We start from the raw sequence: 26,456 nt of genomic DNA, 5'->3' as shown, positions 1-26,456 counted from the left end.
TAATAGTGGTTTATGTTTTGATTATTAAATGAGGTTATTATGGCAAGAAACGATGACAGAGTTCGCTGCTCTTTCTGCGGCAAAACACAAAATCAGGTTCGTAAGCTTATAGCAGGACCAAATGGTGCTTTTATCTGTGACGAGTGCGTTGAGATTTGTCAGGAGATAATTGTTGAAGAGCTCGAGGATTTTGCTCCAGCAACTGAGGGAGATTCTATCGAGATTAATCTTCAGAAGCCAGAGGACATGAAGAAGTTCCTTGACCAGTATGTTATTGGTCAGGATGAGGCTAAGAAGGTCCTCTCTGTTGCTGTGTACAATCACTACAAGCGTATCATGGCTAATCCTGATGACATCGATGTAGAGCTTCAAAAGAGTAATGTGCTTATGCTTGGACCTACTGGTTCTGGTAAGACACTTTTGGCTCAGACATTGGCAAGAGTTCTTGGAGTTCCATTTGCTATTGCTGATGCTACCACTCTTACTGAGGCAGGTTACGTAGGTGAGGATGTTGAGAATATTCTTCTTAAGCTTATCCAGGCAGCTGATTTTGATATTAAAAAGGCTGAGATTGGTATCATCTACATCGACGAGATTGATAAGATTACTAAGAAGTCTGAGAACGTTTCTATCACAAGAGATGTTTCTGGCGAGGGCGTTCAGCAGGCATTACTTAAGATTATCGAGGGTACAGTTGCTAACGTTCCACCTCAGGGCGGACGTAAGCATCCACAGCAGGAGACTATCGCAATCGATACAAAGAACATTCTCTTTATCTGTGGTGGAGCTTTCGAGGGTCTTGAAAAGATTATCTCACAGCGTACAGATAGCTCAGCTATCGGTTTCGGCGCTGATGTTAAGGATAAGAACAATCAAAAGATTGATGATTTACTTCAGCAGGTACTTCCACAGGATTTCATCAAATATGGTTTGATTCCTGAGTTTATTGGACGTGTACCAATCAATGTATCTCTTAACGAGCTTACTGAGGACGATATGATTCGCATCCTTAGAGAGCCTAAGAATTCATTGACAAAGCAATATCAGGCACTCTTCAAGATGGATGGCGTTAAGCTTGAGTTCGAAGAGGATGCCCTTAGAGAGATTGCTAAGAAATCAATCGAGAGAAAAACAGGTGCTCGTGGACTTCGCGCTATCGTAGAGAGCGTTATGATGGATCACATGTATCATGTACCATCTGATGAGTCGATTGTTGAGATTACAGTTACAAAGGAGATGGTTGACAGCAACCTTCTTCTTATCGACAAGAACTCAGACAGCGAAGACAGCGTAGTATCAATCGAAGATAAAAAGGAAAAGAGTGCATAATGGTCATAAGATCATGTAATCTTGAAACAGTGTGCGGGCCTACATCTACACTTCCTAAAAATGACCTCCCAGAGGTAGCATTTGCAGGCAAGTCCAATGTAGGCAAGTCATCACTCATAAATGCGGTTATGAACCGCAAGTCTCTAGCTAGAGTATCAGCCCAGCCTGGTAAAACACAGACCATCAATTTCTACAATATTAATGATGAGATTTATGTGGTGGATTTGCCGGGCTACGGTTTTGCTAAGGCATCTGAAAAGGAACGTGAGCGTTGGGGCAAGATGATAGAGACATATCTGAACACATCAGATATGATTAGAGCTGTCTTTCTTTTAGTTGACATCAGACATGCTCCATCAGCCAATGACAAGCAGATGTTTGAATGGATGGACTACGTAGGTTACGACCCAATAGTCATCGCCACTAAGGCTGACAAGATCAAGCGAAGCCAGCTTGATAAGCAGATTAAGATTTTGCGTGAGGGCTTAGGTGCTACAAAGGACACAATCATTGTTCCATTTTCATCCCAGACCAAGCAGGGACTTGACACTATACAGGATTTCTTGGCTCAGGTTATCGAGAATGAAGCCAGTCTTTCTGATGTAGAGGATCTTGATTAATGAAGAAAAACAAATATATTTTTGTGCTACTACTGCTCATCTCTATTAGTGTGGTGTGCACCTGTGGCACTTTTTTTTATGTAAAATTTAATAATGCTAATGTAGCTGCAAATGCTGATGATGAATTTGTTATCATGACTAGCTGCAATCCAGTATATATTGCTACATTAAATGTTGTAGGTGATACAGATGGGGTGACTGTTTCCAACCTATCCCAGCCTACAACAGGATGTCTCCATGATTACACACTTACTACAGAGGATATGAAGAATCTATCTAATGCAGATGTGCTTGTGGTAAATGGCGGCGGTATGGAAGGCTACCTTGATGATGTGGTGGAGGCTTATCCTGAGCTTACTATTATAGATACATTTGAATATGTAGAGGATAGAGTCGAGCTTCCAGAAGAAGAGGAACATGAGCATGACGCTGATGAGCATTCTCAAGAAAAGTTATTATCCCAGACTCCAAATGATTTTCATAGGACACTAGAGTCTGATGAGCACGAGGACCATCACCACGAGGAGAATAGTCATATCTGGATGGATAGCAAGCTTTTTGCTTATCAGGTTCAGGCTATCGCAGAGGGATTGAGCCAGGCAGACGCTGCACATGCAGATATATATAAGAAGAATTCCACTGATTACATAGAGGTTCTTTCTAAATATGTGGATAAATCAGGCTTAGAATCACTTGAGGGTGCAAATGTAGCTGTTTTGCATGCGGCCTTTGTATATACTGCAGGTTCACTTAATGCCAATGTAGTGGCTGTGATGGATTTGGATGAGGAGCGTCAGGTTAGTGCTGGCGAGGTCAGTGATTTTATCGAGACAATCAAGGCAAATGATGTTAAGCTTGTTTTAGCAGAGTACGACTACGGCAATTCAATGGGCAAGCTAATTACAGAGCAGACAGGGGCTAAGGTGGTTTACCTAGAGACTCTAGTTCATGGCGCATATGGAGCCGACGATTACGTAACCACCATGAACGAAAACTACGCCCGAATCTCCAACGTGGTAGAATAGGGAATATTTTATTCAGAGTCAGCTAGGGTTAAGCCACCAGGCTCTGAATTTATTAGATGAGTCGGATAGGTTATAGCTATAAAGCGCTGAAGCTATTAAATGAGTCGGATAGGTTGTAACTATCAAGCTCTGAGTGTTGCGTAGCGAAACATGTAGTAGAGCGAAGCAATATCTCAGGCTTGAGAGTGTAACAACCGTAACCGACGTATTATAATGTGAGAAAGATTATAGTATGAAGAAAATTATTCCATGTGGATTTCACTGTATTAAGTTCATAGACTTGGGCGTTGCCTTTGGCGACCAGCAGGTGCTGTCTGGCATCAACCTCCATGTTCATTGTGGCCAGATGACCGCTATCATTGGGCGCAATGGCGCTGGTAAATCTACTCTTGTAAGAGCTATCCTTGGAGAGGTTCCATATACAGGAGAGATTCAGTTCAAGAATAAAATGAACAACAACATGCAGGGACTTAAGATAGGCTATGTTCCACAGACTATTAATATAGATAGAACTACACCACTTAGTGTGTATGATTTGTTCCAGTCATTTACAGGAAAATTACCTATTTTATTTTCTAATAAGAAGGAACACGAGCATGTGAGAGAGGCTCTTGCAGAATTTGATGTGGCAGAGCTTATAGACCAGCCTGTAGGTACTCTTTCTGGCGGACAGCTTCAGAGAGTTCTTCTTGCTATGGCTGTCCATGATACACCAAACCTTCTATTATTAGATGAGCCAGTATCTGGTATCGATAAAAATGGTATGGATGCATTCTATGAAAAGATGCAGTACTTAAAGGAGACACATGACTTGGCTATTATTCTTGTGAGCCATGATCTTGACTACGTATATAAATATGCGGACAATGTTATCCTGATTGATAAGACTGTGACTGCAGCAGGCAGACCAAAGCTTGTGTATGAGACTGATGCCTTTAAATCAGTATTTGGTAAGGGCGCAGTAGGAGAAGTGGAGGTGAAGACAGATGTTCAGTGAGATGTTTAGTTATACCTTCATGATTCGAGCTACTATAGCTATTCTTTTGATTTCACCGCTCTTTGGAACAGTTGGTACCATGATAGTGCAAAAGAGGATGGCATATTTTAGTGATGCCCTTGGACATTCGGCTCTTACTGGTATTGCAGCAGGAGTAATTATGGGAATAGGTAACACTACAGTTTCCATGATTATATTTGGTATCTGTTTTGCCTTGCTTCTTAATTATATTTCTAGAAAAGGACTTAGCTCTTCAGATACATTGATTTCTGTATTTGCCAGCTGTGCTACAGCACTTGGTCTTGCAATATTATCAAGGGGCGGTAGCTTCAGCAATTACTCAGCTATATTAGTGGGCGATATTTTATCAATCACCGGAAGCGAGATTATTCAGCTTATTGTGTTATTTGCTGTTATTTTAGTTTTCTGGTGCTTTAGCATTAATAGGCTGACAGCTATTAGTATTCATGCCACACTTGCTAAGAGCCGCAGTATTTCAGTTAGAGTGATGGAGGATGCTTTTGCTGTATTGATAGCCCTTCTTGTTATGTTATCTATCAAGTGGGTGGGCATACTTCTTATTAATGCACTTTTAATTCTTCCTGCAGCCAGCAGTAGAAATATCTCGGAGAACTTTAGAGAGTATACTTATTTTTCTATTATATTTAGCCTCTTCTCTGGAATAGTAGGATTGTTTGTTTCTTATTTTACAGATATGGCTACAGGTCCTATGATTGTAATCATAGCAAGCGTTATTTATTTTGCTACATATATATATGGTAAGGATAGATAATTGAAGATAAATAGTAATCCCCAGACTCTGATTTAGAGCCTGGGGATTTTTATGGAAATGAATGCCAAATAATATACGAAAGTTAAAATATTGTGTAAAAATCAGATAATTGAATGCAATTTATGTTTTTTTAGTGAAAAACGTGCACAGAGAAAAAAACGTGATATAATACATCTACACTTAAGGATGACACCTTGTTTTAACACCCATTTTAATGTAAAAAATTTTTTAAAAAAAGGGGTTAAGTTATAAAAGAGATCATCCGATATATTTTTTGTAAGGGCAGAAGAGATGTATTTAGACCCGCTTTAGAGTGAAATAAATTTTTTAAAAAAATTTCTAAAAAGGGGTTAAGTAATTTCTCAGATGACCGATATACACATTAGATAAATGAAAAGGATTTCATTATCTCGAAAGTTACATCACAATATCATATAGGTTTCGTTACCAGGACAAGGATGTTAAGGATCGGAATAATCAAATTTGTTTTCTATTTATCTATTGTAATCGCAATAGAATTTTTTCATGCGAAGAATTAACTTAATAACAATTCATGGAGAGATGACCAATACAGATTGCATTGGCAATGGGCCACTCATAGTAAGTGATAATCATTTACAGTATGTCGCGCGAGTACTGTGTTGATTATAAATTAGCAATTATTAACAATTAAGTGCAGAGGCACTTCTCCCAAGAAAGGATTCTAGGGAGTATCTACAAGGAGGTAGAATTTATGGTAGTACAACACAACATGCAAGCAAGCAATGCTTCAAGAATGCTCAACATCACAGCAGGAAATCAGTCAAAGTCAACTGAGAAATTAGCTTCAGGTTACAAGATTAACCGTGCAGCAGATGATGCAGCTGGTCTTTCAATTTCAGAGAAGATGCGTAAGCAGATCAGAGGTCTTGATCAGGCTTCTACAAACGCACAGGATGGTGTATCTGCAGTGCAGACAGCTGAAGGTGCTTTAACAGAAGTTCACTCAATGCTTCAGAGAATGAACGAGCTTGCAGTACAGGCAGCAAACGGAACAAACAGTGAGTCTGATCGTTCTTCAATCCAGGACGAAATTAATCAGCTTACAACAGAAATCGATCGTGTTGCTGAGACAACAAAGTTCAACGAGACATACTTACTTAAGGGTTCTAACGGAACAAAGAAGAGCTACGTAGCAGCTCATGACGCTGGTCTTGTAGGTTCATTATCACAGAACACAACAAAGGGAACATTCCAGATGAAGGCTCTCAATGTTGGTGATACTTACACAATCGGTGGTACAAAGTACGAAATCGGTGCAGCTGATGTATCAGCAGCTAGAACAGCTCTTAAGGCTACAGATGGCAAGCTTTCTAATGGTGATGTTATCACAATCGATGGCAAGTCATTCACAATCGCTGGCAAGACTGATATGGATCAGGCACAGATTACAAAGGGTAAGATTGATAAACTTGCAGGCGCAGGTTCTACAATCGAATTCAACGGCAAGAGCGTAACTGTATTCTCTGAGTCAACAACAGCTGGTGTTGATGACAACAACAAGACTCTTATCAAGGCTACAGCAGCTTATGCTAAGGTTAAGACAGAGCTCGTTGCTGCATCTTCAATCGGTGCAATCGATAACAGAGCAACTGTTTCATACACAGATCCTGCAGCTGGAGCTACATATGCTAACTTCACTATCAACCGTGGTTATGTAAACACAAAGAATGACCTTAACTTCAATCTTCATGTTGGTTCTGATGCTGATATGACAAACAAGATTGGTGTTAAGATTGAGACAATGGATGCTAAGAACCTTGGTCTTGCAGGACTTAATGTATCTGATGATACAGGTAAGGCAGCTACATACGCTATCGATGCTATCGCAGACGCTGTTTCTAAGGTATCTGCACAGAGATCTGCACTTGGTGCTATCCAGAACAGATTAGAGCATACAATCGCTAACGTAGACAACGTAGTTGAGAATACAAATGCATCTGAATCTCGTATCCGTGATACAGATATGGCTGATGAAATGGTTAACTACAGCAAGAATAATATTCTTCAGCAGGCAGGTCAGGCAATGCTTGCACAGGCTAACCAGTCAACACAGGGCGTATTATCAATTCTTGGATAATCAAACATTGATTGAGTTAAGCATAGCTTAACAGTCCAAATTAATTGTTTCGCGCAGACTAGTTAAATACTAGTAAATTAGGGACTCCCAGGGATGGGGGTCCCTTTTTTGTGTAATAGGATATAGAAGAGCATATTTGCAAATTTATTAGTGCATAATTTAATTGAGCTTGATATATATAAATGATTGGTTCATAATATATTTTATAAGGCATAGTGTTGCTAATATATAATGTATTTTCTAGGGTGGGACGATGAAAGAACAGAATTCTTCAGTGCTTAATATGACCGAGGGTAATCCGGTTTCTTTGATAATAAAGTTTTCTATTCCAATGCTCATTGGTAATCTTTTTCAGCAGCTATATAATCTGGTAGATTCAATTATAGTAGGTCAGTTTGTGGGGCCACAGGCTTTGGCAGCTATTGGCGTAACAGGTTCAGTCACATTTTTATTCTTTGCTCTTTGCAATGGATTTGGAAATGGTGGGGGCATCATTACCTCTCAGGCGTTTGGAAAGGGAGATGATGATGAAGTTAGAATCAGCATTTCTAACACAGGCTATATCATGTTCGTTTTTCCGCTAATGGTTGGTATAATTGCATATTTTTTAATTGATCCTGTGCTTATTATTCTTGATACACCTGCTGAGATTATGGCAGATTCCAGATCATATTTAAGTATTATGTGCGTTGGGTTAATTTTTGTTTCTCTGTACAATTATGTTTCGGCAATGTTGAGAGCTCTTGGTGATTCTAAAACACCACTTTATTTTTTGATATTCTCATGTATTCTCAATACAATTTTAGATTGGATTTTTGTGTGCATTTTTCATATGGGAGTTTTTGGAGCAGGTGTTGCAACTGTAATTTCTCAGCTAATTTCAGGGGTGAGTTGTTTAATTTATGCAATTTCTAAGAATGAATATTTCCATATGAAAAAAGAAGATTTAAAGTTTAATAGTTTTATTTCCCATAAAATTATTAGATTAGGATTTCCCTTGTCATTACAGTTTTCCTTGATTGCAATATCCTGTATGGCACTTCAGCGAGTTGTTAATTCATTTGGAAGTGTTGCCGTGGCTGCATTTACCGCAACTAGTAGAATAGAGCAGATTATTCATTTGCCATATCAGACACTTGGTGCAGCATTGGCAACATATACTGGGCAGAACTATGGTGCAGGTAAGTCTGATAGGATTATAGTTGGCTATAAAAAGAGTCTTATGCTTATGGCTATTTTTTCTTTATTGATGCTTCCAATAATGCAATTCTTGGGCGCGGCAATTATAAGCATTTTCGTTAAAAGTGCAGATGTAATAGCAATGGGAGCAACTGCTCTTCAAATCACAAGCCTCTTTTATATAATGCTTGGAGTAATTTATGTGGTGCGAGGAGTGTTGAATGGTCTAGGAGATGCATTTTTTGCACTATTAAATGGAATAGTGGAGGTTATTGGCAGATTCATTGTTCCTGTAATGTTGACTGGCTTTGCTACTATCGGACTATGGGGAATATGGTGGTCCGTTGGAATAGTTTGGTCCATTAGTGGCTTGACTGCCTGGTTGAGATATTTGGGGTACAAGAAACAAGCATTGCAATATTAATGAAATGGAGAATGATTGAATCCTATGTGTTAGAAAAATTGTCTAATAAATAGGGTTCAAATTTTTTTTATTAAGAAACTAAAGATTTTTGTTGCTTTTCCGATAACTAAATTAGATGGAGGCAGTAAACCTTTGTTTTTGTTGTCCATCTGGGCAGTTATTTTTCATAAAATCGCGCGGAAGAGTAACTGTTTTTCGTACCTTTACAATTTAATAAGGTATACTACATAATTTCCACCTTGATAGCTAGTGGTGGTTGGTCACACCACTTGTTATATAGATACGGATGCAAGCCTAAAGTATGTAGCATTCCATATCATCGTAACTTTTTAAAATTATGTTATGCGCACAGCGCATCTCTTATGAATGGAATCACAAGAGTATCTACAAGGAGGTAGAAATTATGGTAGTACAACACAATATGCAGGCAGCTAATGCTTCAAGAATGTTAGGAATAACAACAGGGGATCAGTCAAAGTCAACAGAAAAGCTTTCATCAGGATTTAAAATCAACAGAGCAGCAGATGATGCAGCAGGGCTTTCAATCTCAGAGAAGATGAGAAAGCAGATTCGAGGTCTTGACCAGGCTTCAACCAATGCATCAGATGGTATTTCGGCAGTACAAACCGCCGAGGGTGCCCTTACAGAAGTACACTCAATGCTTCAACGTATGAATGAACTTGCAGTACAGGCAGCGAACGGTACAAACAGTGAGTCTGATCGTTCTTCAATTCAGGACGAGATTAATCAGCTTACAACAGAAATCGATCGTGTTGCTGAGACAACGAAGTTTAATGAGACATACTTGCTGAAGGGCGGCAACGGAGATCGAACCGTAAGGGTTTCTGCACATGATGCAGGTCTCGTTGGTAGCTTAAGCCAGAACACAACTACGGCAACATTCCAGATGAGAAAGCTTGAAATTGGCGACTCATACACAATTGGTGGAACAACATATAGAATTGGTGCTCAAAGTGTTAATGAGGCAATGACAGCATTAAAGATTACAACAGCAGCTAGTTCTTCTGACGATAAGATTACAGCTCTTAAAACAGGTGATGTAATTAAAATTGATGGTAAATCATTTACTATCGATGAGAATGAGACTGATATGGAACAGTCTCGCATCAAGGCAACAATGATTAGTAAGCTAGCTGGCAAGGGATCTACTCTTGAATTCAATGGCCGTTCAGTTTCAGTATTCTCTGAATCTGTAGTATCTGGTGTTGATCAGAATAATAAGACTCTTATTACAACAACAGCAGCTTACTTTAGAGTAAGAACAGAGCTTACAGCAGCATCTTCTATTGGTGCAACTAATACACGTGCTGTTACTTCAGAAGAAGATATTGGTGCAACATATGTTAACTTCACCATTACACGTGGCGATGTAATTTCTAAGAATACTCTTGTATTCAACTTACATGTTGGTTCAGACGCTGATATGACAAACAAGATTGGCGTTGAAATCGATACAATGGATGCTAAGAGCTTAGGAATTCACGGAATGAATGTTTCCGACGATACTGGTAAGGCAGCAACTTATGCTATTGATGCCATTTCAGATGCCTTAGCTAAGGTATCTGCCCAGAGATCCGCACTCGGTGCTATTCAGAACAGACTAGAACACTCTATTGCCAACCTCGACAATGTAGTAGAGAATACTACAGCAGCTGAATCACGTATCCGTGATACAGATATGGCTGACGAGATGGTTACATACAGTAAGAATAATATTCTTATGCAGGCAGGCCAATCAATGCTCGCTCAGGCAAATCAGGCAACTCAGGGTGTATTATCTATTCTTCAGTAATTAGCGTGGCCAAACGCATTAGTACAAATAGATTTCCAATGATGAAATCTGGTACTATCCACAAAAATTGGGTCCCTTCGGGGACCCTTTTTTAGCGGGAGTAGGTAGGGCTAGAAGGGGTAATATACTTGATTAAATAGAAGAAAACCCGTATAATTGATAAGGATAATATCTTTTTATCCGACTGATGATGACACCATCCCTAGAGGAAATACAGGTGTCGCATATAGAAGGAGTTAAATAAATGAAAAAAGTAGAAGATTACATAAGAACTATTCCGGATTTTCCAGAACCAGGCATTATGTTTAGAGATGTCACAAGCATTCTTCAGGATGCAGAGGGCTTCAAGCTCGCTATCGACGAGATGATTAAGCTTCTTGATGGAGTTGATTGTGATGTTATAGCAGGAGCAGAGAGCCGCGGATTTATCTTTGGTGCACCTCTTGCTTACGCACTTGGCAAGCCTTTCGTACTTGTTCGCAAGAAGGGCAAGCTTCCATGTGAGACAATCGAGAAGACATATGACTTGGAGTACGGTACAGCTACAATCGAGATGCACAAGGATGCTATTAAGCCAGGTCAGAAGGTAGTTGTAGTCGATGATCTTATCGCTACAGGTGGTACTATTGAGGCAGCATGCCAGCTTATCGAGGAGCTTGGCGGCGAGGTTTCTAAGATCGTCTTCCTTATGGAGCTTGCAGGTCTTAATGGACGTGAGAAGCTTGCTAAGTATGACGTTGCTTCAGTTGTTACTTACGAGGGAAAATAATTACAGATTTTTTAGGGTAGTGCTTTTTAGTACTGCCCTTTTTATTTTGCAGGATTAAATATGTGGAGTTTTGAGCAGAAACTCTATTTTGCTATTAGAGGAGTGTTTGTTAATGGAGTTAAGAAAGATTGCCCATATAAAAACTGGCTTTACACAAAAGTTTGGAATACCTAGACAGAGTGGACTTGTAGATGAAGTGGGGCAGATTATTTTTGAGCCAGACTTTAGAGACCCAAACTATATCGAGGGAATATCTGATTACGACTATCTCTGGATAATCTGGGGCTTTTCCAAGAATAAGCCTTTGGAGGGAGCAACAGTAAGACCCCCTAGACTTGGTGGTCAGAAGCACATGGGTGTATTTGCTACCCGTTCTCCATTTCGCCCTAATAACATAGGCCTTTCATCTGTAAAGCTACTTAGAGTGGAGCAGGATGAAAAGCTAGGTACTATACTTTTGGTAAGTGGTGTTGATATGCTAGATGGCACACCTATTTACGATATTAAGCCATATATTCCATATGCGGATGTCCACGAGAATGCTAGAGGTGGATTTACTGATGACCTGTCAAAGGGCCAGCAGATACAGGTGGTATTTCCAGAGGAGCATCTAAATAAGCTTCCTGTGGTAATTAGGGAATCGGCTATTCAGGTCTTAGCGCAGGATCCAAGAGCCGGCTACGACAGGAATAAGGAGCGAGAGTTTAGACTTTTATATCATGGATACGACATAGTATTTACCGCCGAGGAGGACAAGCTAGTTGTGACAGATGTGGTGGAATTTAATAAATAATAGTTGGCCAGCAGCCTTTGAGAAGAAGTCAGGGGCGCTGGTCTCTTTTTGTGTTTTTTGGGGGAAAATGCTGCTGGAGATGGTGTGGATTTGTGAGAGATTCGGTGGGTTACTTCTTGACAAACAACATAATACAACATATACTCAGGTTATGGATGTGGGATAATGTGGTTTTGCAATCTGGGTTTGTGTGGTTTTTGCACATTTTCTCAAGGACCCATTGTAATCAATTGTTTATGTGTTGGGAGGATTTATTATGTTAGATGAAATGAAAATCAAGGAACAGATTTGTGAGATTGGAAGGCGTATTTACAACAGAAATATGGTGGCAGCCAATGATGGCAATATCTCTGTAAAGCTAAATGACCATGAGTTTTTATGCACTCCAACTGGTGTGTCTAAGGGATTTATGACACCGGATTACATTTGCAAGGTGGATGAGAAGGGAAATGTTATTGAGGCCCATGAAGGGTTCAAGCCTTCTTCTGAGATTAAGATGCACATGAGAGTCTATGAGAAGAGGCCTGATGTGGGTTCAGTTGTCCATGCTCATCCTATGTATGGAACAGCATTTGCCATTGCAGGGATTCCACTTACTCAGCCAATTATGCCAGAGGCAGTTATTTTTCTTGGCTGCGTGCCAATAGCAGAGTACGGCACACCATCAACTATGGAGATTCCGGATAATTTGGAGAAATATTTGCCTTATTATGATGCAGTACTTCTTGAAAATCATGGGGCCCTTACCTGGTCAACTGATTTGAATGCAGCATATATGAAGATGGAGTCGCTAGAGTTCTACGCAGAGCTTTTATACAAGTCCACAATGCTTGGAGGCCCACAGGAATTTAGTGTGGAGAACATCAAAAAGCTATATAGGATTCGTGGAAAGTTTGGAATGACTGGCAAGCATCCTGCAGATGTTTGCTTTGACAAGGCTGCATCTGCTAATATAGATAGGACGATGCCAGGCTATGAGTATGATTTTAGCGATTAATACTTATGGTTTGGCAGATAGATTATATCAATACTTATTATTGGGGAGAAAATATGGCAGCACTTTCTATTGAACGCAAAAACATTATCCTAGAGAAGCTTAACAGAGAAAAAAAGGTGGTAGTATCGGCTCTGGCCAGGGAGTTTTCAGTATCAGAGGAGACTATTCGCCGAGATCTTGAGAAGCTTGAAAAAGAAGGATTTGCCATCAAAAGCTACGGTGGAGCTATCTTAAATGAAGACAATGACAGTGAAATGCCTTTTAAATTGAGGCAGCAGAACAACAAGTCTGGAAAAAAGAAGATAGCCCAGCTTGTGGCAGAGTTAATTAATGATGGGGACCATATTTTTGTTGACCCAAGCTCCACAGGAGTGTCAGTCATCAAGGCCTGCGAGGGGAAAAGTAACTTGACGATTTTGACTAATTCGGTGGAGATTCTTTTGCAGCTATCTGATAGGGATGACTGTGATGTAATTTCTACTGGGGGTGCATTGGTACCAGGTTATCTGGCGCTGGTTGGACCACAGTGTATACAGGCTATTGAATCATTCCACGCAGATGTTGCAATTGTCAGCTGCAAGGGAATTGATTTGGCAAAGGGCGTCACTGATTCTAACCAAATGCTTAGCCAGGTCAAGCAGAAGATGCTTGGAAGTGCCAGCAAAAAGGTGCTTGCTGTAGATAATAGTAAGTTTGACAAGGTGGCATTTTCTAAGATATGCTCTATCAACGATTTTGATGTAGTAGTTACTGACGAGCAGCCCTCAGCCCAGTGGATTGAGTATTTTAAAGAACAGGGCGTGAGCCTTTTATATCCGGATTCTAATTAACAATTAAAAAACTATACTTTGATACTTATGGACATGTGTAGTAAAATTGTGGTTAAATCCGGCTGAAAGTATTATGTACTTATAGGGGATAATTGGGAGCCGAAACTTATAGAATTACACCATTACAGGAGGACAGCGATGATTGACTACAGAATTGCAACACTAAAGGACATTGATTTATTAACTACATCTAGGATAGAGGTTTTAAGGGCTGCCAATAAGCTAGATGATTCAGTTGATATGACTGAGGTGGAGAGGGAGTCTAGAGTGTATTATGAGAAGGCTCTGGCGGACGACAGTCATGTTGCGATTTTAGTAATGGATGATGATAAATTTGTAGGCGCAGGTGGCGTGAGCTTTTATACCGTGATGCCTACATATCACAATTCAACAGGCAAGAAGGCATATATCATGAATATGTATACTAACCCTGATTATCGTAGAAAGGGCATAGCTATTAAGACCCTTGAGATCCTAGTAAATGAAGCAAAAAAGAGGGGGATTAAGGAAATAACTCTCGAGGCTACTGATATGGGAAGACCTCTGTATGAGAAATACGGATTTACGGATATGCCATCTGAGATGGAGCTAATATAATTTTATATAAGTGTTGGTGAAATCGAGTATTTAGATTATAATAATTCGTAGAAAATTTAAATCACAGGAGGCTAAGATGAAGCTTACTATCTGTGATTGGAGGCTAGGATGAATTTTACTTGGGGAATTCTTGCTCATGTAGATGCGGGCAAGACCACTCTTTCAGAATCGATTTTGTTTAACGCGAAAGCTATTGCGTCGCTAGGTCGAGTAGACCATGGCGACGCTTTTTTGGATACAGATATGCAGGAGAAAAATAGGGGAATTACTATTTTTTCAAAGCCGGCAGTTTTTTCTTATGGTGCAAATGAGATGACACTTCTTGATACTCCGGGGCATGTGGATTTTGCAACTGAGACGGAGCGAGCTCTCTGGGCACTAGATGGAGCAATCCTTCTTATAAGCGGTACAGATGGTGTGCAGCCACATACTAGAACACTGTTTTCCCTTCTTAAAAAATTTCAGATTCCAACAATCATTTTCGTTAATAAAATGGATATGGAAAATGCCGGGGCTGATAGTTTGATTGCAAATATAAAATCAGAGTTGGCTGATAACTGTGTAGACCTTGCAGACAAGGAAGCCATCTCATCTGAAAGTGAAGCGGCCATGGAGGAGTACTTTGAAACAGGAAGTATTTCTGATGTCACTGTTGCAGAGCTATTTAATTCTAGAAAAATTTATCCTATATTGTTTGGCTCGGCGCTAAAAAATGATGGAGTTGATGAGCTGCTTTCATTTATGTCTCTTATGGCCAGTGAAAATCAGGATAGAATGAAGGCCAGAGAATCAGAGGATTTTGGAGCTAGAGTTTACAAGATAGAAAGTCTAGGCAGAGATAGCAGACTGACATTTACTAAAATCACAAGTGGCTCGATTAAGGTAAAAGATGTACTTCCAAATGGAGAAAAGGTAGACCAGATTAGAGTATATTCTGGCAATAAATATGAGCAGGTGGATGAGGCAAAAGCTTTTGATATAGTGGCGCTGGTAGGGCCAAAGGAGACATATGCAGGTCAGGGACTTGGTGTTGAAAATGACAGAGAAGAGCTTAGCCTTACTCCGGTTTTGCAGTATCAGATTTCATTTTTAGATGATACGATTCCAAGAGTGGCATTTCCAAATCTTATGAATCTTAATCAAGAGGACCCTTCGCTAAATGTGACCTGGGATGCAAGCTTAGAGCAGATTAAAATCAATTTGATGGGGCAGGTTCAGACTGAGATTTTGACCCAAAGAATTGAAAACGAGCTTTCTCACAAGGTGGAATTTGTAGAATGTGGTGTGCTTTATAAAGAGACTATTACAGCAGCAGTTGAGGGAGTAGGTCATTTTGAGCCACTGCGTCATTATGCGGAGGCTCACATTTTAATGGAGCCACTTGAGCCGGGTAGTGGAATTCAGGTGGAGGCCAATGTTTCTACAGATGAGCTGGCCCTTAATTGGCAGCGACTTATAGAGACTCATATTTTAGAAAAGGAACATGTGGGAGTTGCCATTGGAGCTCCTATTACAGATATTAAATTTACGATTGTTGGTGGAAGAGCCCATATCAAACATACAGAGGGCGGCGATTTTAGAGAGGCTACATATCGTGCTATCAGGCAGGGGCTGATGGAGGCAGGAACGAAGGTGCTTGAGCCTTATTTCAAATTTGAAATCGCGGTGCCAGGGAATATGATTGGCCGTGTTATGACCGACATTCAAAATATGAATGGTACTTTTGATGCTCCCGATGAAGCTGATGGAGTTTCTATTCTTGTAGGTCGCGCGCCAGCTAGCACTATCAGAAATTATCAGGTTCAGCTGGCAACGTTTACAAAGGGTGAGGGAAGAATATCCCTGATTTATGATGGCTATGATGCTTGTCACAATGAGGCTGAGGTAATCGAAGCGTCCGGATATAATCCTGATGAGGATGTAGACAATCCAGCGTCTTCAGTTTTTTGCAGCCATGGTGCTGGAGATATTGTGCCTTGGTATGAGGTAAAGGAAAAGTGTCATGTGCCATGTATGGTTGATAAAAATGCCTCGCAGGATTTTGACGAGATTCCAACAAAGCGCATGAATCACGGCGTGGATGAATGGCTTGATCCAGATGAAATTGATAAAATACTTCATATGGCAACCCACAGTAATCACGGCAAGAATCCTAAAAAGGGATGGCATTATGGCGATGGAGATAGAGTTCGCCGCGTTGACTCGGATTATGTTTACAAGGCGCCAAAGGAGATTAAGGCCAAGGAAAAATATCTATTGGTGGATGGATACAATCTGATTTACGCATGGCCAGAGCTGAAGGAAGTTTTGGATGTGAATCTAGATGGAGCCAGAGGAAAGCTTCTTGATATTCTTAGCAACTATAAGGCTATGACGGATTATAACGTAATTGCGGTATTTGACGCCTATAGAGTAAAGGGGCACGAGGTCACTGCTTCTGACTATTTAAACATCCATCAGGTATTTACTGCAGAGGCTCAGACTGCAGATGCTTATATTGAGCGCTTTACCCATGAACATGGCAAAAAATACGATATCACTGTTGTCACTTCAGATGGACTGGAGCAGGTTATCATCAGAGGTGCAGGAGCAAGACTTATTTCCTCCAGAGAATTCATCCAAGAAGTGGAGCAAAAGGCTGTAGAGCTGAGAAATATGTACGATATCGAAATGTACTAGGGGGACGCGTAGAGGTGGACCAGGGGGACGGGGTTAGTGGACCATTTTCTGAAAATACTGAAAATGGTCCACTAACCCCGTCCCCCTGGTCCATTTCTTTGAAAAAGAGTTAGACAAGACTAACAGGAAGTAGTAATATGAAATCAGCAAAAAACCTAATAGGGAGGAATTGAAATATGGGACTTTTTAAAAAGATAATGAATCAAACAAGAAAGCCACAAGGATTTCTTGGAGGAATGATGCTTGATGGAATGAATAATGGTCATGCAAAAGTTGCAGATTGGGGATTAGCTCATCTTACAACTATTGCGCCTGAGAAGATACTAGAAGTGGGCTGTGGAGGCGGAAGAAATGCATATCAGCTCTTGCAAAAGTATCCTTCATCAAAGCTTACTGCTGTTGATTATTCTGAGACTTCTCTTGAAAAGACAAAGCAGTTTAATTCTGAGATGATTAAAAAGGGTCGTTGCAATGTACAAAAGGGAGATGTGTCCGCTCTTAATATTGATGAGCAGTATGATCTTGCCACAGCTTTTGAGACAATTTATTTTTGGCCTGGTCTAGAAAAATGTTTCTCAGAGGTCAACAAGGCATTAAAACCAGGCGGAACATTTATGATTGTCAATGAGGCAACTGGAGATGATCAGGCTAGCCTTAAGTATGAGAAGATGGTAGATGGAATGAAGTGTCACACTGTCAACGAAATCGAGAGTGCACTTTCAGTGGCAGGTTTTTCAAAGATAAAGACGGATCGTCACGAAAGCAAACCTTGGGTTACTGTAATCGCCAAGAAGTAATAGGAAAAAGTTTTGGTTAATTGATAAACTTATGGAGGCTATATGAGTGCTGATTATAAAAATTGGATGCCAAAGGAAATGATATATGGGACTCTGGCGGCGACGGCTGTGGTAGGCGTTGTTACAGCCATAGTAGGCCTTGATTCAATAATAGGAAAGGTTCTTTTGATTGTAACCATACTATGCGCATTTACAGTGCTTTGGATGTATTTGATGTACAAGGCTTTTTCTTATAATGGCTCAAGACAGCTGTCTAGACAGATTATAGAAGGGGTATCTTCCTATGTGAAAATCCCTGATGGTGGAGTGTGTCTTGATGTGGGCTGCGGAAGTGGAGCACTTGCAATCGCCTGCGCTAAGAAAAATCCAAATGCTGCAATCTTAGGAATTGATAGATGGGGGAAGGAATATTCTTCATTTAGCAAAGAACTATGTGAAAAGAACGCCTTGGCAGAAGGAGTTTCGAATATAGTATTTGAACAGGGAAATGCATGCAAGCTAGGATTTGAAGATGAGAGTTTTGATGCTGTAACAAGCAACTACGTATATCACAATATCCCAAGTAAAGACAGACATGAATTGCTTCTTGAGACTTTTAGAACCCTTAAGAAGGGCGGCACTTTTGTGATTCATGATATCATGTCAAAAAGCAAATATGGCAATATGGATGAGTTCGTTAAGCAGCTTAAAGATATGGGATACGAAGAGGTCAAGCTAATCGATACTACAAGTGGAATGTTTATGAATAAAACTGAAGCCACTTGGATGGGGCTTTCAGGCTCCAAAATTTTGATAGGAAAAAAGTAAAGCTCTATTTTTTTAGTGTGCAAACAGAGCATACATATCCATCTTGTATAAATGTTTCAATATTCTCACATATAGGGGCAGCCAAAGTGTTTATGGATTTCAGGTCAACAGAAAGACCGGTTCCCATGCACTTTGTGTAGGCCTCTTTTTTTGTCCATATTTCAAAGAATGCCTTCTCTTTATCAGAGGAGTTGTTAATATAGTCGGCCTCGGCAGGGTGGCAGACCATTTTCATAGTATTAAATGGTGCCTTGCAGATTCGCTCAACATCAACGCCTATAGCCTTTTCTGTGGAAAGGCCAAAAAGTACGGCTCCCTTAGTATGAGAAAAATTAAAATCTAGTGGAATGTCAGTCCTTGGCGCAGACAATGTAGGTTTTTTCATATAAGGGCAGTCAAATACCAGCTCATCATTTTTGATACCGGTCTCCCTTACAATGGCAAGCCTTGTGATTACAGCAGCGTAGAGGGAAAGCATTCTATCTGATTCAAATTTATATCTATTAATTTTTTCTCTGCGCTCAGCAGAAACGAAACCGGATAAATAATCATGTACCGGTCCCCAGTTTTCAGTATTGTCTTTAAGAAAATAAACTTTTGTACTCATGGTATTGATAATAATACAAATTAGGATGGAAGAAAAGTGGACCAGGGGGACGGGGTTAGTGGGTCATTTTCAAGGGGATTGTCAGAAAATGGTCCACTAACCCCGTCCCCCTGGTCCATATCTACACTTGACAAAAATTGGGAATAGTGATAAACCTATTATCGATAATTGGATTATCGGTGAGAGAAAGGACGTAAATCATGTCGGTACGTGATACAAGTATAGATCCTCGGCTTCTTGAAAGTGCAAAAGCCGAGTTTATGAAAAGGGGCTTTCTAAAGGCCGAGCTTAAGACCATTTGTGATAATGCAGGGGTTACAACAGGAGCTGTATATAAGAGATATAAGGGCAAGGAAGAGCTTTTTTGCGCAGTTGTGGAGGAGGCTGTTCTTGCATTTAAAGAATTTATAGGAGAACGTTCAAGATTAGATTTTTCAGCCATGACTGATGACGAGGTGAAAAATACTTGGGTTATGAATGAAAAATATACACTTGATGTGTTCAAGATGATTTGGGATTACAGGGATGAATTTGCATTACTGCTAGAAAAATCTGCAGGCACAATCTATGAAGATTACAGGCATGATTTTTCTTCTCAGATGACAGAAGCTTACATGAAATATTACAAGGAAGCGAGAAAAAGAGGTCTTGCAAATGTTGAGATAACCAAGCAGGAAATGCATGTGCTTTGCACATCTTTCTGGAATTCTATATATGAGCCTTTTATCCATGGTATGTCATGGAAGGAGATAGAGAGTCATTGCAAGGTTCTATGTCGTTTTTTTGATTGGGCAAATGCAATAGGACTTAAATAAAAATGAAATTAGGCCGTCGAAAGACGGCTTAAAATAAACACTATGGTTAGTTAGAACTAACATGGAAGGAGAAAAAATGTTTAAAAAAGTGGCTCCTTATATAGGAGAGTACAAGAAATACACAATATGGGCTGTTATAGCTATGTGTATTGGTATTGTGGCAAGCGTAATGCCATATTATTTTCTTTATCAAATAATTTCCCCTCTTACTAGAGGTGAGAGTATTAGTTTTCAATTTGTAATGCTAAGGGTATTGGCTGTTGCTATTTGCGAGGTTATATACTCTTTTGCTTATGTGCAGGGACTTACATTTTCTCATATAAGTGCATATAACACATTGAAAAATCTGAGAGTTTCTTTGCAGGGAAAACTGGAAAAACAATCTCTTGGAAATATTCAAAATCTAGGCACTGGTCGTATTAAGAAGGTCTTTACAGACGACATCGATATGATAGAGTTACTGCTTGCTCATGCTATTCCAGAGGGAATTGCAAATATTGTTGTGCCACTTCTAATCATTGTCCTTATGTTTATTGGAGATTTTAGACTTGGACTTTTATCACTTGTTCCACTTGTAGTTGGCATGTTTGCCATGAGCATGATGATGAAACAAGGTTACTCAAAGATGAATGCCTACTACGAATCAGCGGCAAAGATGAACAACACAATTATTGAATACGTAAATGGTATGGAAGTTGTAAAGGTATTCAATAAGGATGGAGATTCATACAAGAAGTTTGGGGAAGTGGTTAGAAATTATCGCGATTTCACCATTGCCTGGTACAAGGCCTGCTGGCCATGGATGGCAATGTATTCAAGCGTTCTTCCTTGTCTTACGCTTTTAATTCTTCCTGTTGGAGCATTATGGGTTATTACAGGAAGCCTTGCTCTTGATAAATTAATTCTAGTTATTTGTATGTCATTTGCAGTAGGACCATCTTTGTTGAAGGCGCTCAATTTTGCTGGCAAGTTCCCACAGCTTGATTATAAGATTACAGAGCTTGAAAATCTCATGGATAAACCACCTCTTAATGAGGGCAATGCACCTTTTAAAGGAACTGACAGAAATATCGTATTTGAAAATGTTAAGTTTTCTTACGAAGACAAAGAAGTATTACATGGTGTAAATCTTGAATTAAAACAGAATACTACAACGGCTCTTGTTGGAGAATCGGGAAGCGGCAAGTCTACACTGGCTAAGCTACTGGTCCATTACTATGACATAGATGGCGGACGTATAACAATCGGTGGGCAGGATATAACAGACATGTCCCTTGAGGCCTTAAACAATGAGGTATCTTACGTTTCTCAGGAGCAATTCCTTTTTAACACAACTCTCTATGAGAATATTTTGATTGGAAGACCTAATGCCTCACGGAAGGAAGTTTTGGATGCAGCCAGAAGAGCGCAGTGTGATGAATTCTTAGAGAGACTTCCAAATGGAATTGAAACTCTTGCCGGGGATGGTGGAAAGCAGCTTTCAGGTGGTGAGAGGCAGCGTATTTCTTTGGCCAGAGCAATTCTTAAAGATGCACCAATTATTGTATTGGATGAAGCTACTGCATTTATGGATCCAGAGAATGAGGAAAAATTAAATGCAGCAATTGATGAAATTACAAAAGATAAAACAGTATTTGTTATTGCCCACAGACTTTCTACAGTAAAAAATGCAGACAAGATTTGCGTTATGAAGGATGGGCAGTGTATAGCTGCTGATAAACATGATAAATTGCTTGAAAGCTGCCCAGAGTACAAGAAATTCTGGGATGCATCAGTAAGTGCAAGCACATGGAAGATTAAGGGGGAAAAGGCATGTTAAAGATATTACATAGAATAGTTGCTATGACAGGAAAATATAGCAGTCGAATAAGAGCCTCATACATAACATCATTTATCAAAGGAATAATGATGAAAGTACCTCTTTTCCTAAGCTTTTTTGCTATCAGCTTTTTCATGGAAGGCGCTATGGATAAGAGAAAATGCTTGTATCTGGGAATTGGAATTGTTGTAAGTATTGTGCTTGAAGCAGTATTTGAGCATATAACAAATGTACTCCAATCGGCAACAGGCTACATGGTGTTTGCGGACATGAGAATGAGACTCGGCGACCATTTGAGAAAGCTTCCTATGGGATATTTCACAGAAGGAAATATTGGAAAAATAAGCGCAGTTCTTTCAACGGATATGGTTTTCATTGAAGAAAATTGTATGGGTGTTTTATCAGAATTGGTATCATTTATTATTTCCCAGGGAATAATGGTTGTAATGATGTTTGTGATGGATTTTAGACTTGGGTTACTATCAGTGCTCATTGTTGGGGCATTTATAGTTGTAGGAAACTTAATGCTTAAAACTACTTTGAAGCACTCTGTTATCAAACAAGAAGGTGCAGAGTCCCTTACAGAGGAGGTTCTTGATTTTGCAGAAGGTATAGGAATTATTAAGTCCTTCAACATGCTTGGTGACAAGTCTAAGCGACTTTCAGATGAATTTGAAAAAAGCTGTAGAGAAAGCATTGGTTTTGAAGTTGCATATGGGCCATGGGCAAGAGCGCTTTATCTTACATTTGGAATAGGAACATCTCTCATACTTGCTTTAGCAGGAATCCTATATTCAGGAGGAGAAATATCAGCAGAATATATGATGGGAATGGTGTTATTTCTTTTCGATATTTTTGTTTCAATCAAGAGTTACTATGGACAGATGGCGCGTCTTACCGTAACAAATGCAAGTCTTGATAGAATAGAGGAGGTATTTGCGGCAGAAGAACTTAAGGATAGTGGTAAGGAAATTTTATCTGATAAGGTTAAGGCACAGGATGAAGAAGCAGAGATAGAATACAATGGTGTAAACTTCGGCTATACCCAAAAGGATGTACTCAAAAATGTATCATTTAAAGTAAAGAAGGGTGAGATGACAGCCTTGGTTGGGCCATCCGGCGGAGGAAAGTCAACAATAGCATCTCTTCTTGCAAGATTCTGGGACATCAAGGAGGGAAGCATTTCTGTTAGAGGCAAAGATATAAAAAATGTGTCTCTTGGTAGTCTGATGGATCAGATTAGTATGGTGTTCCAGCGAGTTTATCTTTTCCAGGATACTGTATATAACAATATCGCTATAGGAAGACCTGACGCCACAAAAGAGGAAGTAATTGAGGCTGCAAAAAAGGCTAGATGCTATGACTTTATAATGGAGCTACCTGAGGGATTTGATACAGTAATTGGTGAAGGTGGAGCATCCCTTTCCGGTGGTGAAAAGCAGAGAATTTCTATTGCAAGATGTATTCTCAAAGATTCTCCAATAGTAATTCTAGATGAGGCTACAGCAAGTGTAGATGCAGATAATGAAAGAGCTATTCAAGAGGCAATATCAGAGCTTTGCAAGGATAAGACACTTCTCGTTATAGCCCATAGACTAAAGACAATAAAGGACGCAGATCAAATCCTTGTTGTATCTGATGGTGAAATCATAGAAAGAGGAAACCATGATTCTTTGATACAACAAGATGGAGTATACACCCGTATGGTTTCACTACAAGCATAGTGGAGTGGACCAGGGGGACGGGGTTAGTGGGTCATTTTCAAGAGAATTGTCAGAAAATGGCCCACTAACCCCGTCCCCCTGGTCCATCTTTTTTTATTGATAATTTTTATTGCGTATATTTATTGACAAAATAAGTGAGTTAGTGTACTTTATACGAGGTTAGTATAAGCTAACAGAAATTAGAAAAGGCTATAGGCGGTAAGTATTTTGAAAGCTGTAAAAATAAACCCGATTGTTTTAATCATCATAAATATAATAGCACCATCCATGTATATATTTATGAGTGGTAAGTATTTGCAAATCTACCTTTTGGCATTTGCATCTGCGCTGTTTATCTTAATGGGAAGATTTAAAAGATTAGCAGGATTTTGGGTTGTATATGCTCTGATGATGGGACTTTACTATTTGACAATGCAGAGTAAAGGAACAGAGTTTTTAGGACTTTTTATAATTGTCATAGTTCAATCGGTTCCATGCATAGCGCTGGCTACTATTTTAGTGACAAAGTACAATTCGGCTCAGCTGCTTTCGGCTCTTGAGACAATGCACATTCCGAGAGTTTTGGTGGTGGCAGTTACTATCACCCTTAAATATATTCCTACATTTAGAAGAGAGTTTTCATACATAACAGAATCAATGAGACTTCGAGGAATAGGGTTCACATGGAAACAGCCTGTGAAAAGTTTTCAGTATTTTATAGTTCCTCAGCTGTTTCGATGCGCTGCTCTTGCAGAGGAAGTTACGGCGGCAGGCCTGGTAAAAGGTATAGATGCTCCTATGAGAAGAACATCTTATTACGAGGAAAAAGTCACATTTATTGATGCGTTAGTTCTTATAGTATTCGTCGCAGGACTAGCTGGAGGTTTTGTATGGAAGCAAATGTTATAAAAGCAGATGATTTGAGTTTTTGTTATGAGGAATCATCAGAAGGTATTAGCGATATTAGCTTTACCATTGACGAGGGAGAAATAGTTCTATTAACCGGCAATAGCGGTAGCGGTAAATCTACGCTCTTAAAATGTCTAAACGGTCTTATTCCTTCAGTTACAGAAGGAGAGATGAAGGGACTTCTCTCTATCGAGGGTGAAAATTACAGTGATTTAAAAATGCATCAGCTAAATCAATTGATTGGCTCTGTATTCCAAAATCCTCGCTCTCAGTTTTTTACAGACAATACTACGGCTGAACTAGTTTTTCCTATGGAGAATTATGGATTCTCCCCTGAAGATATGCGAGCAAGGCTTGAAAGCTTGAAAAATACATTTGGCTTGGATGATTTGTTAGATAGAGATATTTTTTCTTTATCAAGTGGAGAAAGACAACTTATAGCTCTTGCCTCTGCTGTTACCATGAAACAAAAAGTGCTTTTGTTCGACGAACCTTCCGCGAATTTAGATTACGGTAACGCCATGAAGCTTGGAAGAATTCTAAAAAAGCTTCGAGACAAGGGCTATACAGTTATAGTTGCAGACCATAGATTTTATTATTTGAGTGGTGTTATTGACAAAGTGCTTTTTATGGATGATGGAAAGCTTGTGATTTGCAACAGCGAGGATGAATTCAAGCAGGGTTCATACAACACAAGAAGCTTTGATATTTTTTCTATCAACATACCTTTTTCAGAGAAGGCATCTCAAGAAAAGACTGTGGCAAGACTAGAAAATGTTTGCTATAAAGACATCTTAAAAGGCGTAAATCTTTCCTTGAACAAAGGTGAGATTACAGTGCTAGTAGGAAATAATGGGGCAGGCAAAACAACTATAGCAAAGACTCTATGTAAGAGTATCAAGCCTGACAGTGGCAAGGTTGATATAGATGGACTTCCATTTTTTATTATGCAAGATCCTGACTACCAGCTATTTGGTACATCGGTGGAAAATGAGCTTGAGCTTGTGAAAAAAGACCCAAAGGCCATAGATGAAATTCTAGAGTATTTAGGGCTTTCAAAATATAAATATAAGCATCCATTTGATTTGAGTGGTGGACAAAAACAGAGACTTCAGATTGGAATGGGCATGCTATGTGACAGAGAATTAATCGTTTTTGATGAGCCTACAAGTGGACTTGACGTATACTCCATGCTCAATGTTTCTAAAGAGATAAAAAAGCTAAAAGAAAAAGCTGGAATACTTGTAATATCCCACGACTATGAATTTATCCGTCACGTGGCAAATAGAATCGTATACCTGAATGACGGTGTGATTGAAAAAGATTTTATTTTGGACGAGAGTACCTTGTCTGAATTAAATAATATTTTTATGCAAATGCAGGAGGAAGAATAATATGAAAATGCTCAAAATCAAAGATGTTGTAATGATTGCATTACTTACAGCATTGTACTTCATTATTTACAACATTGGTGGAATGGCTGCTATGGTATTTGGACCTTTTGGTCACGCTATTAGTCCAGGAATTTGCGGATTATTATGTGGCGTTGTTATGTATTTTGTAAGCAGAAAGGTTGGAAAGTTCCTTCAGTTTACATTGATGCAGGCAATTGTAATGATTCTTTTTAGCATCATGGGTGCAGGCTATATTCCATGGGTTATCACATCTATGGTAGCTGCAGTTATCGCCGATATAATTGCATCTCGCGAGGCAAAGCCAGCTGTATGGAAGCTTGCTGTTGCATCAGGTGTGTTCCATGTGGGACAGGCTCTCGGCTCAATCATCCCTTCAATGTTCTTTATGGAGAGCTACAAGGAAGACTGGATTGCAAGAGGCCAGACTCCAGAGCAGATGGACGCCATGATTAAGTGTGCAACAGGTGTTATGGGTGTACTTGCAGTTGTTGTAGTATTCGTACTTGCTTTTGCAGGTATCTTTGTAGGACACGCAATCCTTAAAAAGCATTTTGCTAAGAAGGAATTACAGGCAGCGTAAAAATTTTCCCCTAAAGAGAATAGTTGCTCTTTAGGGGAAT

Annotated in this window: 23 protein-coding genes; 22 read left to right on the top strand and 1 reads right to left on the bottom strand. The window is 39.6% G+C overall.

The window, feature by feature from the left end; genetic code table 11:
• The first annotated feature begins 36 nt into the window (after positions 1–36).
• The 16 genes from clpX (at position 37) to BLP50_RS04600 (ending at position 18,568) form a co-directional block, all read left to right on the top strand.
• Positions 37–1,329 (top strand): ATP-dependent Clp protease ATP-binding subunit ClpX, encoded by a 1,293-nt coding sequence (clpX, locus tag BLP50_RS04680; RefSeq protein WP_090151798.1) that lies wholly within the window; start codon positions 37–39, stop codon positions 1,327–1,329.
• Positions 1,329–1,949, top strand: a complete 621-nt coding sequence (gene yihA / locus BLP50_RS04675) for a ribosome biogenesis GTP-binding protein YihA/YsxC (protein ID WP_090151795.1) — start codon at positions 1,329–1,331, stop codon at positions 1,947–1,949. The genes clpX and yihA overlap by 1 nt, the downstream gene beginning before the upstream one ends.
• Positions 1,949–2,974 carry a metal ABC transporter substrate-binding protein gene (locus tag BLP50_RS04670; RefSeq protein WP_090151792.1) on the top strand — a complete coding sequence of 342 codons (1,026 nt, stop codon included), beginning with the start codon at positions 1,949–1,951 and terminating at the stop codon, positions 2,972–2,974. Before yihA ends, BLP50_RS04670 begins: the two co-directional genes overlap by 1 nt.
• A gap of 232 nt (positions 2,975–3,206) precedes the next feature.
• The gene (locus tag BLP50_RS04665) at positions 3,207–3,971 is read left to right on the top strand and encodes a metal ABC transporter ATP-binding protein (protein WP_090151788.1); all 765 of its coding nucleotides are present in this window, start codon (positions 3,207–3,209) and stop codon (positions 3,969–3,971) included.
• Positions 3,961–4,764 (top strand): metal ABC transporter permease, encoded by an 804-nt coding sequence (locus tag BLP50_RS04660; RefSeq protein WP_090151785.1) that lies wholly within the window; start codon positions 3,961–3,963, stop codon positions 4,762–4,764. The genes BLP50_RS04665 and BLP50_RS04660 overlap by 11 nt, the downstream gene beginning before the upstream one ends.
• A 733-nt stretch (positions 4,765–5,497) precedes the next feature.
• Positions 5,498–6,883 (top strand): flagellin N-terminal helical domain-containing protein, encoded by a 1,386-nt coding sequence (locus BLP50_RS04655; protein WP_090151782.1) that lies wholly within the window; start codon positions 5,498–5,500, stop codon positions 6,881–6,883.
• A gap of 253 nt (positions 6,884–7,136) precedes the next feature.
• Positions 7,137–8,486, top strand: a complete 1,350-nt coding sequence (locus BLP50_RS04650) for an MATE family efflux transporter (RefSeq protein WP_090151779.1) — start codon at positions 7,137–7,139, stop codon at positions 8,484–8,486.
• A 403-nt stretch (positions 8,487–8,889) separates the two neighbouring features.
• Positions 8,890–10,299 carry a flagellin N-terminal helical domain-containing protein gene (locus BLP50_RS04645; RefSeq protein ID WP_090151777.1) on the top strand — a complete coding sequence of 470 codons (1,410 nt, stop codon included), beginning with the start codon at positions 8,890–8,892 and terminating at the stop codon, positions 10,297–10,299.
• Between the two features lie 244 nt (positions 10,300–10,543).
• Positions 10,544–11,068 (top strand): adenine phosphoribosyltransferase, encoded by a 525-nt coding sequence (locus BLP50_RS04640; RefSeq protein ID WP_090151774.1) that lies wholly within the window; start codon positions 10,544–10,546, stop codon positions 11,066–11,068.
• A 112-nt stretch (positions 11,069–11,180) separates the two neighbouring features.
• Positions 11,181–11,861 carry a tRNA (N6-threonylcarbamoyladenosine(37)-N6)-methyltransferase TrmO gene (gene tsaA, locus BLP50_RS04635; protein WP_176753683.1) on the top strand — a complete coding sequence of 227 codons (681 nt, stop codon included), beginning with the start codon at positions 11,181–11,183 and terminating at the stop codon, positions 11,859–11,861.
• A gap of 256 nt (positions 11,862–12,117) precedes the next feature.
• Positions 12,118–12,858: a class II aldolase/adducin family protein gene (locus BLP50_RS04625; RefSeq protein WP_090151765.1), complete on the top strand. Its 741-nt coding sequence runs from the start codon at positions 12,118–12,120 to the stop codon at positions 12,856–12,858.
• Between the two features lie 53 nt (positions 12,859–12,911).
• Positions 12,912–13,688 (top strand): DeoR/GlpR family DNA-binding transcription regulator, encoded by a 777-nt coding sequence (locus tag BLP50_RS04620; RefSeq protein ID WP_090151762.1) that lies wholly within the window; start codon positions 12,912–12,914, stop codon positions 13,686–13,688.
• 138 nt (positions 13,689–13,826) lie between these two features.
• A complete protein-coding gene (locus tag BLP50_RS04615) occupies positions 13,827–14,285 on the top strand; it encodes a GNAT family N-acetyltransferase (RefSeq protein ID WP_090151759.1) in 459 nt (152 codons plus the stop codon).
• Between the two features lie 108 nt (positions 14,286–14,393).
• Complete coding sequence (locus tag BLP50_RS04610) at positions 14,394–16,964, top strand: translation factor GTPase family protein (RefSeq protein WP_090151756.1); 2,571 nt, start codon at positions 14,394–14,396, stop codon at positions 16,962–16,964.
• A gap of 176 nt (positions 16,965–17,140) precedes the next feature.
• Positions 17,141–17,761: a class I SAM-dependent DNA methyltransferase gene (locus BLP50_RS04605; RefSeq protein WP_090151754.1), complete on the top strand. Its 621-nt coding sequence runs from the start codon at positions 17,141–17,143 to the stop codon at positions 17,759–17,761.
• 42 nt (positions 17,762–17,803) lie between these two features.
• Positions 17,804–18,568, top strand: coding sequence for a class I SAM-dependent methyltransferase (locus BLP50_RS04600; protein ID WP_090151751.1), 765 nt, complete (start codon positions 17,804–17,806; stop codon positions 18,566–18,568).
• A 4-nt stretch (positions 18,569–18,572) separates the two neighbouring features.
• On the opposite strand, the gene BLP50_RS04595 is transcribed toward BLP50_RS04600, so the two are convergent.
• Complete coding sequence (locus BLP50_RS04595) at positions 18,573–19,175, bottom strand: 4'-phosphopantetheinyl transferase family protein (RefSeq protein ID WP_090151748.1); 603 nt, start codon at positions 19,173–19,175, stop codon at positions 18,573–18,575.
• 200 nt (positions 19,176–19,375) lie between these two features.
• Here BLP50_RS04595 and BLP50_RS04590 point away from each other — a divergent pair, with 200 nt between their 5' ends.
• The 6 genes from BLP50_RS04590 (at position 19,376) to BLP50_RS04565 (ending at position 26,416) form a co-directional block, all read left to right on the top strand.
• Positions 19,376–19,990, top strand: a complete 615-nt coding sequence (locus BLP50_RS04590) for a TetR/AcrR family transcriptional regulator (RefSeq protein WP_090151744.1) — start codon at positions 19,376–19,378, stop codon at positions 19,988–19,990.
• 76 nt (positions 19,991–20,066) lie between these two features.
• Positions 20,067–21,809: an ABC transporter ATP-binding protein gene (locus BLP50_RS04585; RefSeq protein ID WP_090151741.1), complete on the top strand. Its 1,743-nt coding sequence runs from the start codon at positions 20,067–20,069 to the stop codon at positions 21,807–21,809.
• Positions 21,803–23,533: an ABC transporter ATP-binding protein gene (locus tag BLP50_RS04580; RefSeq protein WP_090151738.1), complete on the top strand. Its 1,731-nt coding sequence runs from the start codon at positions 21,803–21,805 to the stop codon at positions 23,531–23,533. Before BLP50_RS04585 ends, BLP50_RS04580 begins: the two co-directional genes overlap by 7 nt.
• A 207-nt stretch (positions 23,534–23,740) precedes the next feature.
• Positions 23,741–24,421: an energy-coupling factor transporter transmembrane component T gene (locus tag BLP50_RS04575; protein ID WP_090151735.1), complete on the top strand. Its 681-nt coding sequence runs from the start codon at positions 23,741–23,743 to the stop codon at positions 24,419–24,421.
• Complete coding sequence (locus BLP50_RS04570; RefSeq protein ID WP_090151732.1) at positions 24,403–25,815, top strand: ABC transporter ATP-binding protein; 1,413 nt, start codon at positions 24,403–24,405, stop codon at positions 25,813–25,815. The genes BLP50_RS04575 and BLP50_RS04570 overlap by 19 nt, the downstream gene beginning before the upstream one ends.
• Before the next feature lies 1 nt (position 25,816).
• A complete protein-coding gene (locus BLP50_RS04565) occupies positions 25,817–26,416 on the top strand; it encodes an MptD family putative ECF transporter S component (RefSeq protein WP_090151729.1) in 600 nt (199 codons plus the stop codon).
• Positions 26,417–26,456 lie beyond the last annotated feature (40 nt).

The sequence above is a fragment of the Pseudobutyrivibrio sp. AR14 genome, assembly GCF_900101325.1.
Taxonomy (GTDB): domain Bacteria; phylum Bacillota; class Clostridia; order Lachnospirales; family Lachnospiraceae; genus Pseudobutyrivibrio.
The sequence above is the reverse complement of the archived record's forward strand: the minus strand, read 5'-3'. Positions and strand labels throughout refer to the sequence as shown.

What these genes read in the sequence shown, in the direction of transcription:
- BLP50_RS04665 (WP_090151788.1), top strand. Translation starts at nt 3,207, where the DNA reads ATGAAGAAAATTATTCCATGTGGATTTCACTGTATTAAGTTCATAGAC.
- BLP50_RS04660 (WP_090151785.1), top strand. Translation starts at nt 3,961, where the DNA reads ATGTTCAGTGAGATGTTTAGTTATACCTTCATGATTCGAGCTACTATA.
- tsaA (WP_176753683.1), top strand. Translation starts at nt 11,181, where the DNA reads ATGGAGTTAAGAAAGATTGCCCATATAAAAACTGGCTTTACACAAAAG.
- yihA (WP_090151795.1), top strand. Translation starts at nt 1,329, where the DNA reads ATGGTCATAAGATCATGTAATCTTGAAACAGTGTGCGGGCCTACATCT.
- BLP50_RS04585 (WP_090151741.1), top strand. Translation starts at nt 20,067, where the DNA reads ATGTTTAAAAAAGTGGCTCCTTATATAGGAGAGTACAAGAAATACACA.
- BLP50_RS04580 (WP_090151738.1), top strand. Translation starts at nt 21,803, where the DNA reads ATGTTAAAGATATTACATAGAATAGTTGCTATGACAGGAAAATATAGC.
- BLP50_RS04590 (WP_090151744.1), top strand. Translation starts at nt 19,376, where the DNA reads ATGTCGGTACGTGATACAAGTATAGATCCTCGGCTTCTTGAAAGTGCA.
- BLP50_RS04615 (WP_090151759.1), top strand. Translation starts at nt 13,827, where the DNA reads ATGATTGACTACAGAATTGCAACACTAAAGGACATTGATTTATTAACT.
- BLP50_RS04610 (WP_090151756.1), top strand. Translation starts at nt 14,394, where the DNA reads ATGAATTTTACTTGGGGAATTCTTGCTCATGTAGATGCGGGCAAGACC.
- BLP50_RS04645 (WP_090151777.1), top strand. Translation starts at nt 8,890, where the DNA reads ATGGTAGTACAACACAATATGCAGGCAGCTAATGCTTCAAGAATGTTA.
- BLP50_RS04605 (WP_090151754.1), top strand. Translation starts at nt 17,141, where the DNA reads ATGGGACTTTTTAAAAAGATAATGAATCAAACAAGAAAGCCACAAGGA.
- BLP50_RS04600 (WP_090151751.1), top strand. Translation starts at nt 17,804, where the DNA reads ATGAGTGCTGATTATAAAAATTGGATGCCAAAGGAAATGATATATGGG.
- BLP50_RS04655 (WP_090151782.1), top strand. Translation starts at nt 5,498, where the DNA reads ATGGTAGTACAACACAACATGCAAGCAAGCAATGCTTCAAGAATGCTC.
- BLP50_RS04640 (WP_090151774.1), top strand. Translation starts at nt 10,544, where the DNA reads ATGAAAAAAGTAGAAGATTACATAAGAACTATTCCGGATTTTCCAGAA.
- BLP50_RS04595 (WP_090151748.1), bottom strand. Translation starts at nt 19,175, where the DNA reads ATGAGTACAAAAGTTTATTTTCTTAAAGACAATACTGAAAACTGGGGA.
- BLP50_RS04620 (WP_090151762.1), top strand. Translation starts at nt 12,912, where the DNA reads ATGGCAGCACTTTCTATTGAACGCAAAAACATTATCCTAGAGAAGCTT.
- BLP50_RS04625 (WP_090151765.1), top strand. Translation starts at nt 12,118, where the DNA reads ATGTTAGATGAAATGAAAATCAAGGAACAGATTTGTGAGATTGGAAGG.
- BLP50_RS04650 (WP_090151779.1), top strand. Translation starts at nt 7,137, where the DNA reads ATGAAAGAACAGAATTCTTCAGTGCTTAATATGACCGAGGGTAATCCG.
- BLP50_RS04570 (WP_090151732.1), top strand. Translation starts at nt 24,403, where the DNA reads ATGGAAGCAAATGTTATAAAAGCAGATGATTTGAGTTTTTGTTATGAG.
- BLP50_RS04565 (WP_090151729.1), top strand. Translation starts at nt 25,817, where the DNA reads ATGAAAATGCTCAAAATCAAAGATGTTGTAATGATTGCATTACTTACA.
- BLP50_RS04670 (WP_090151792.1), top strand. Translation starts at nt 1,949, where the DNA reads ATGAAGAAAAACAAATATATTTTTGTGCTACTACTGCTCATCTCTATT.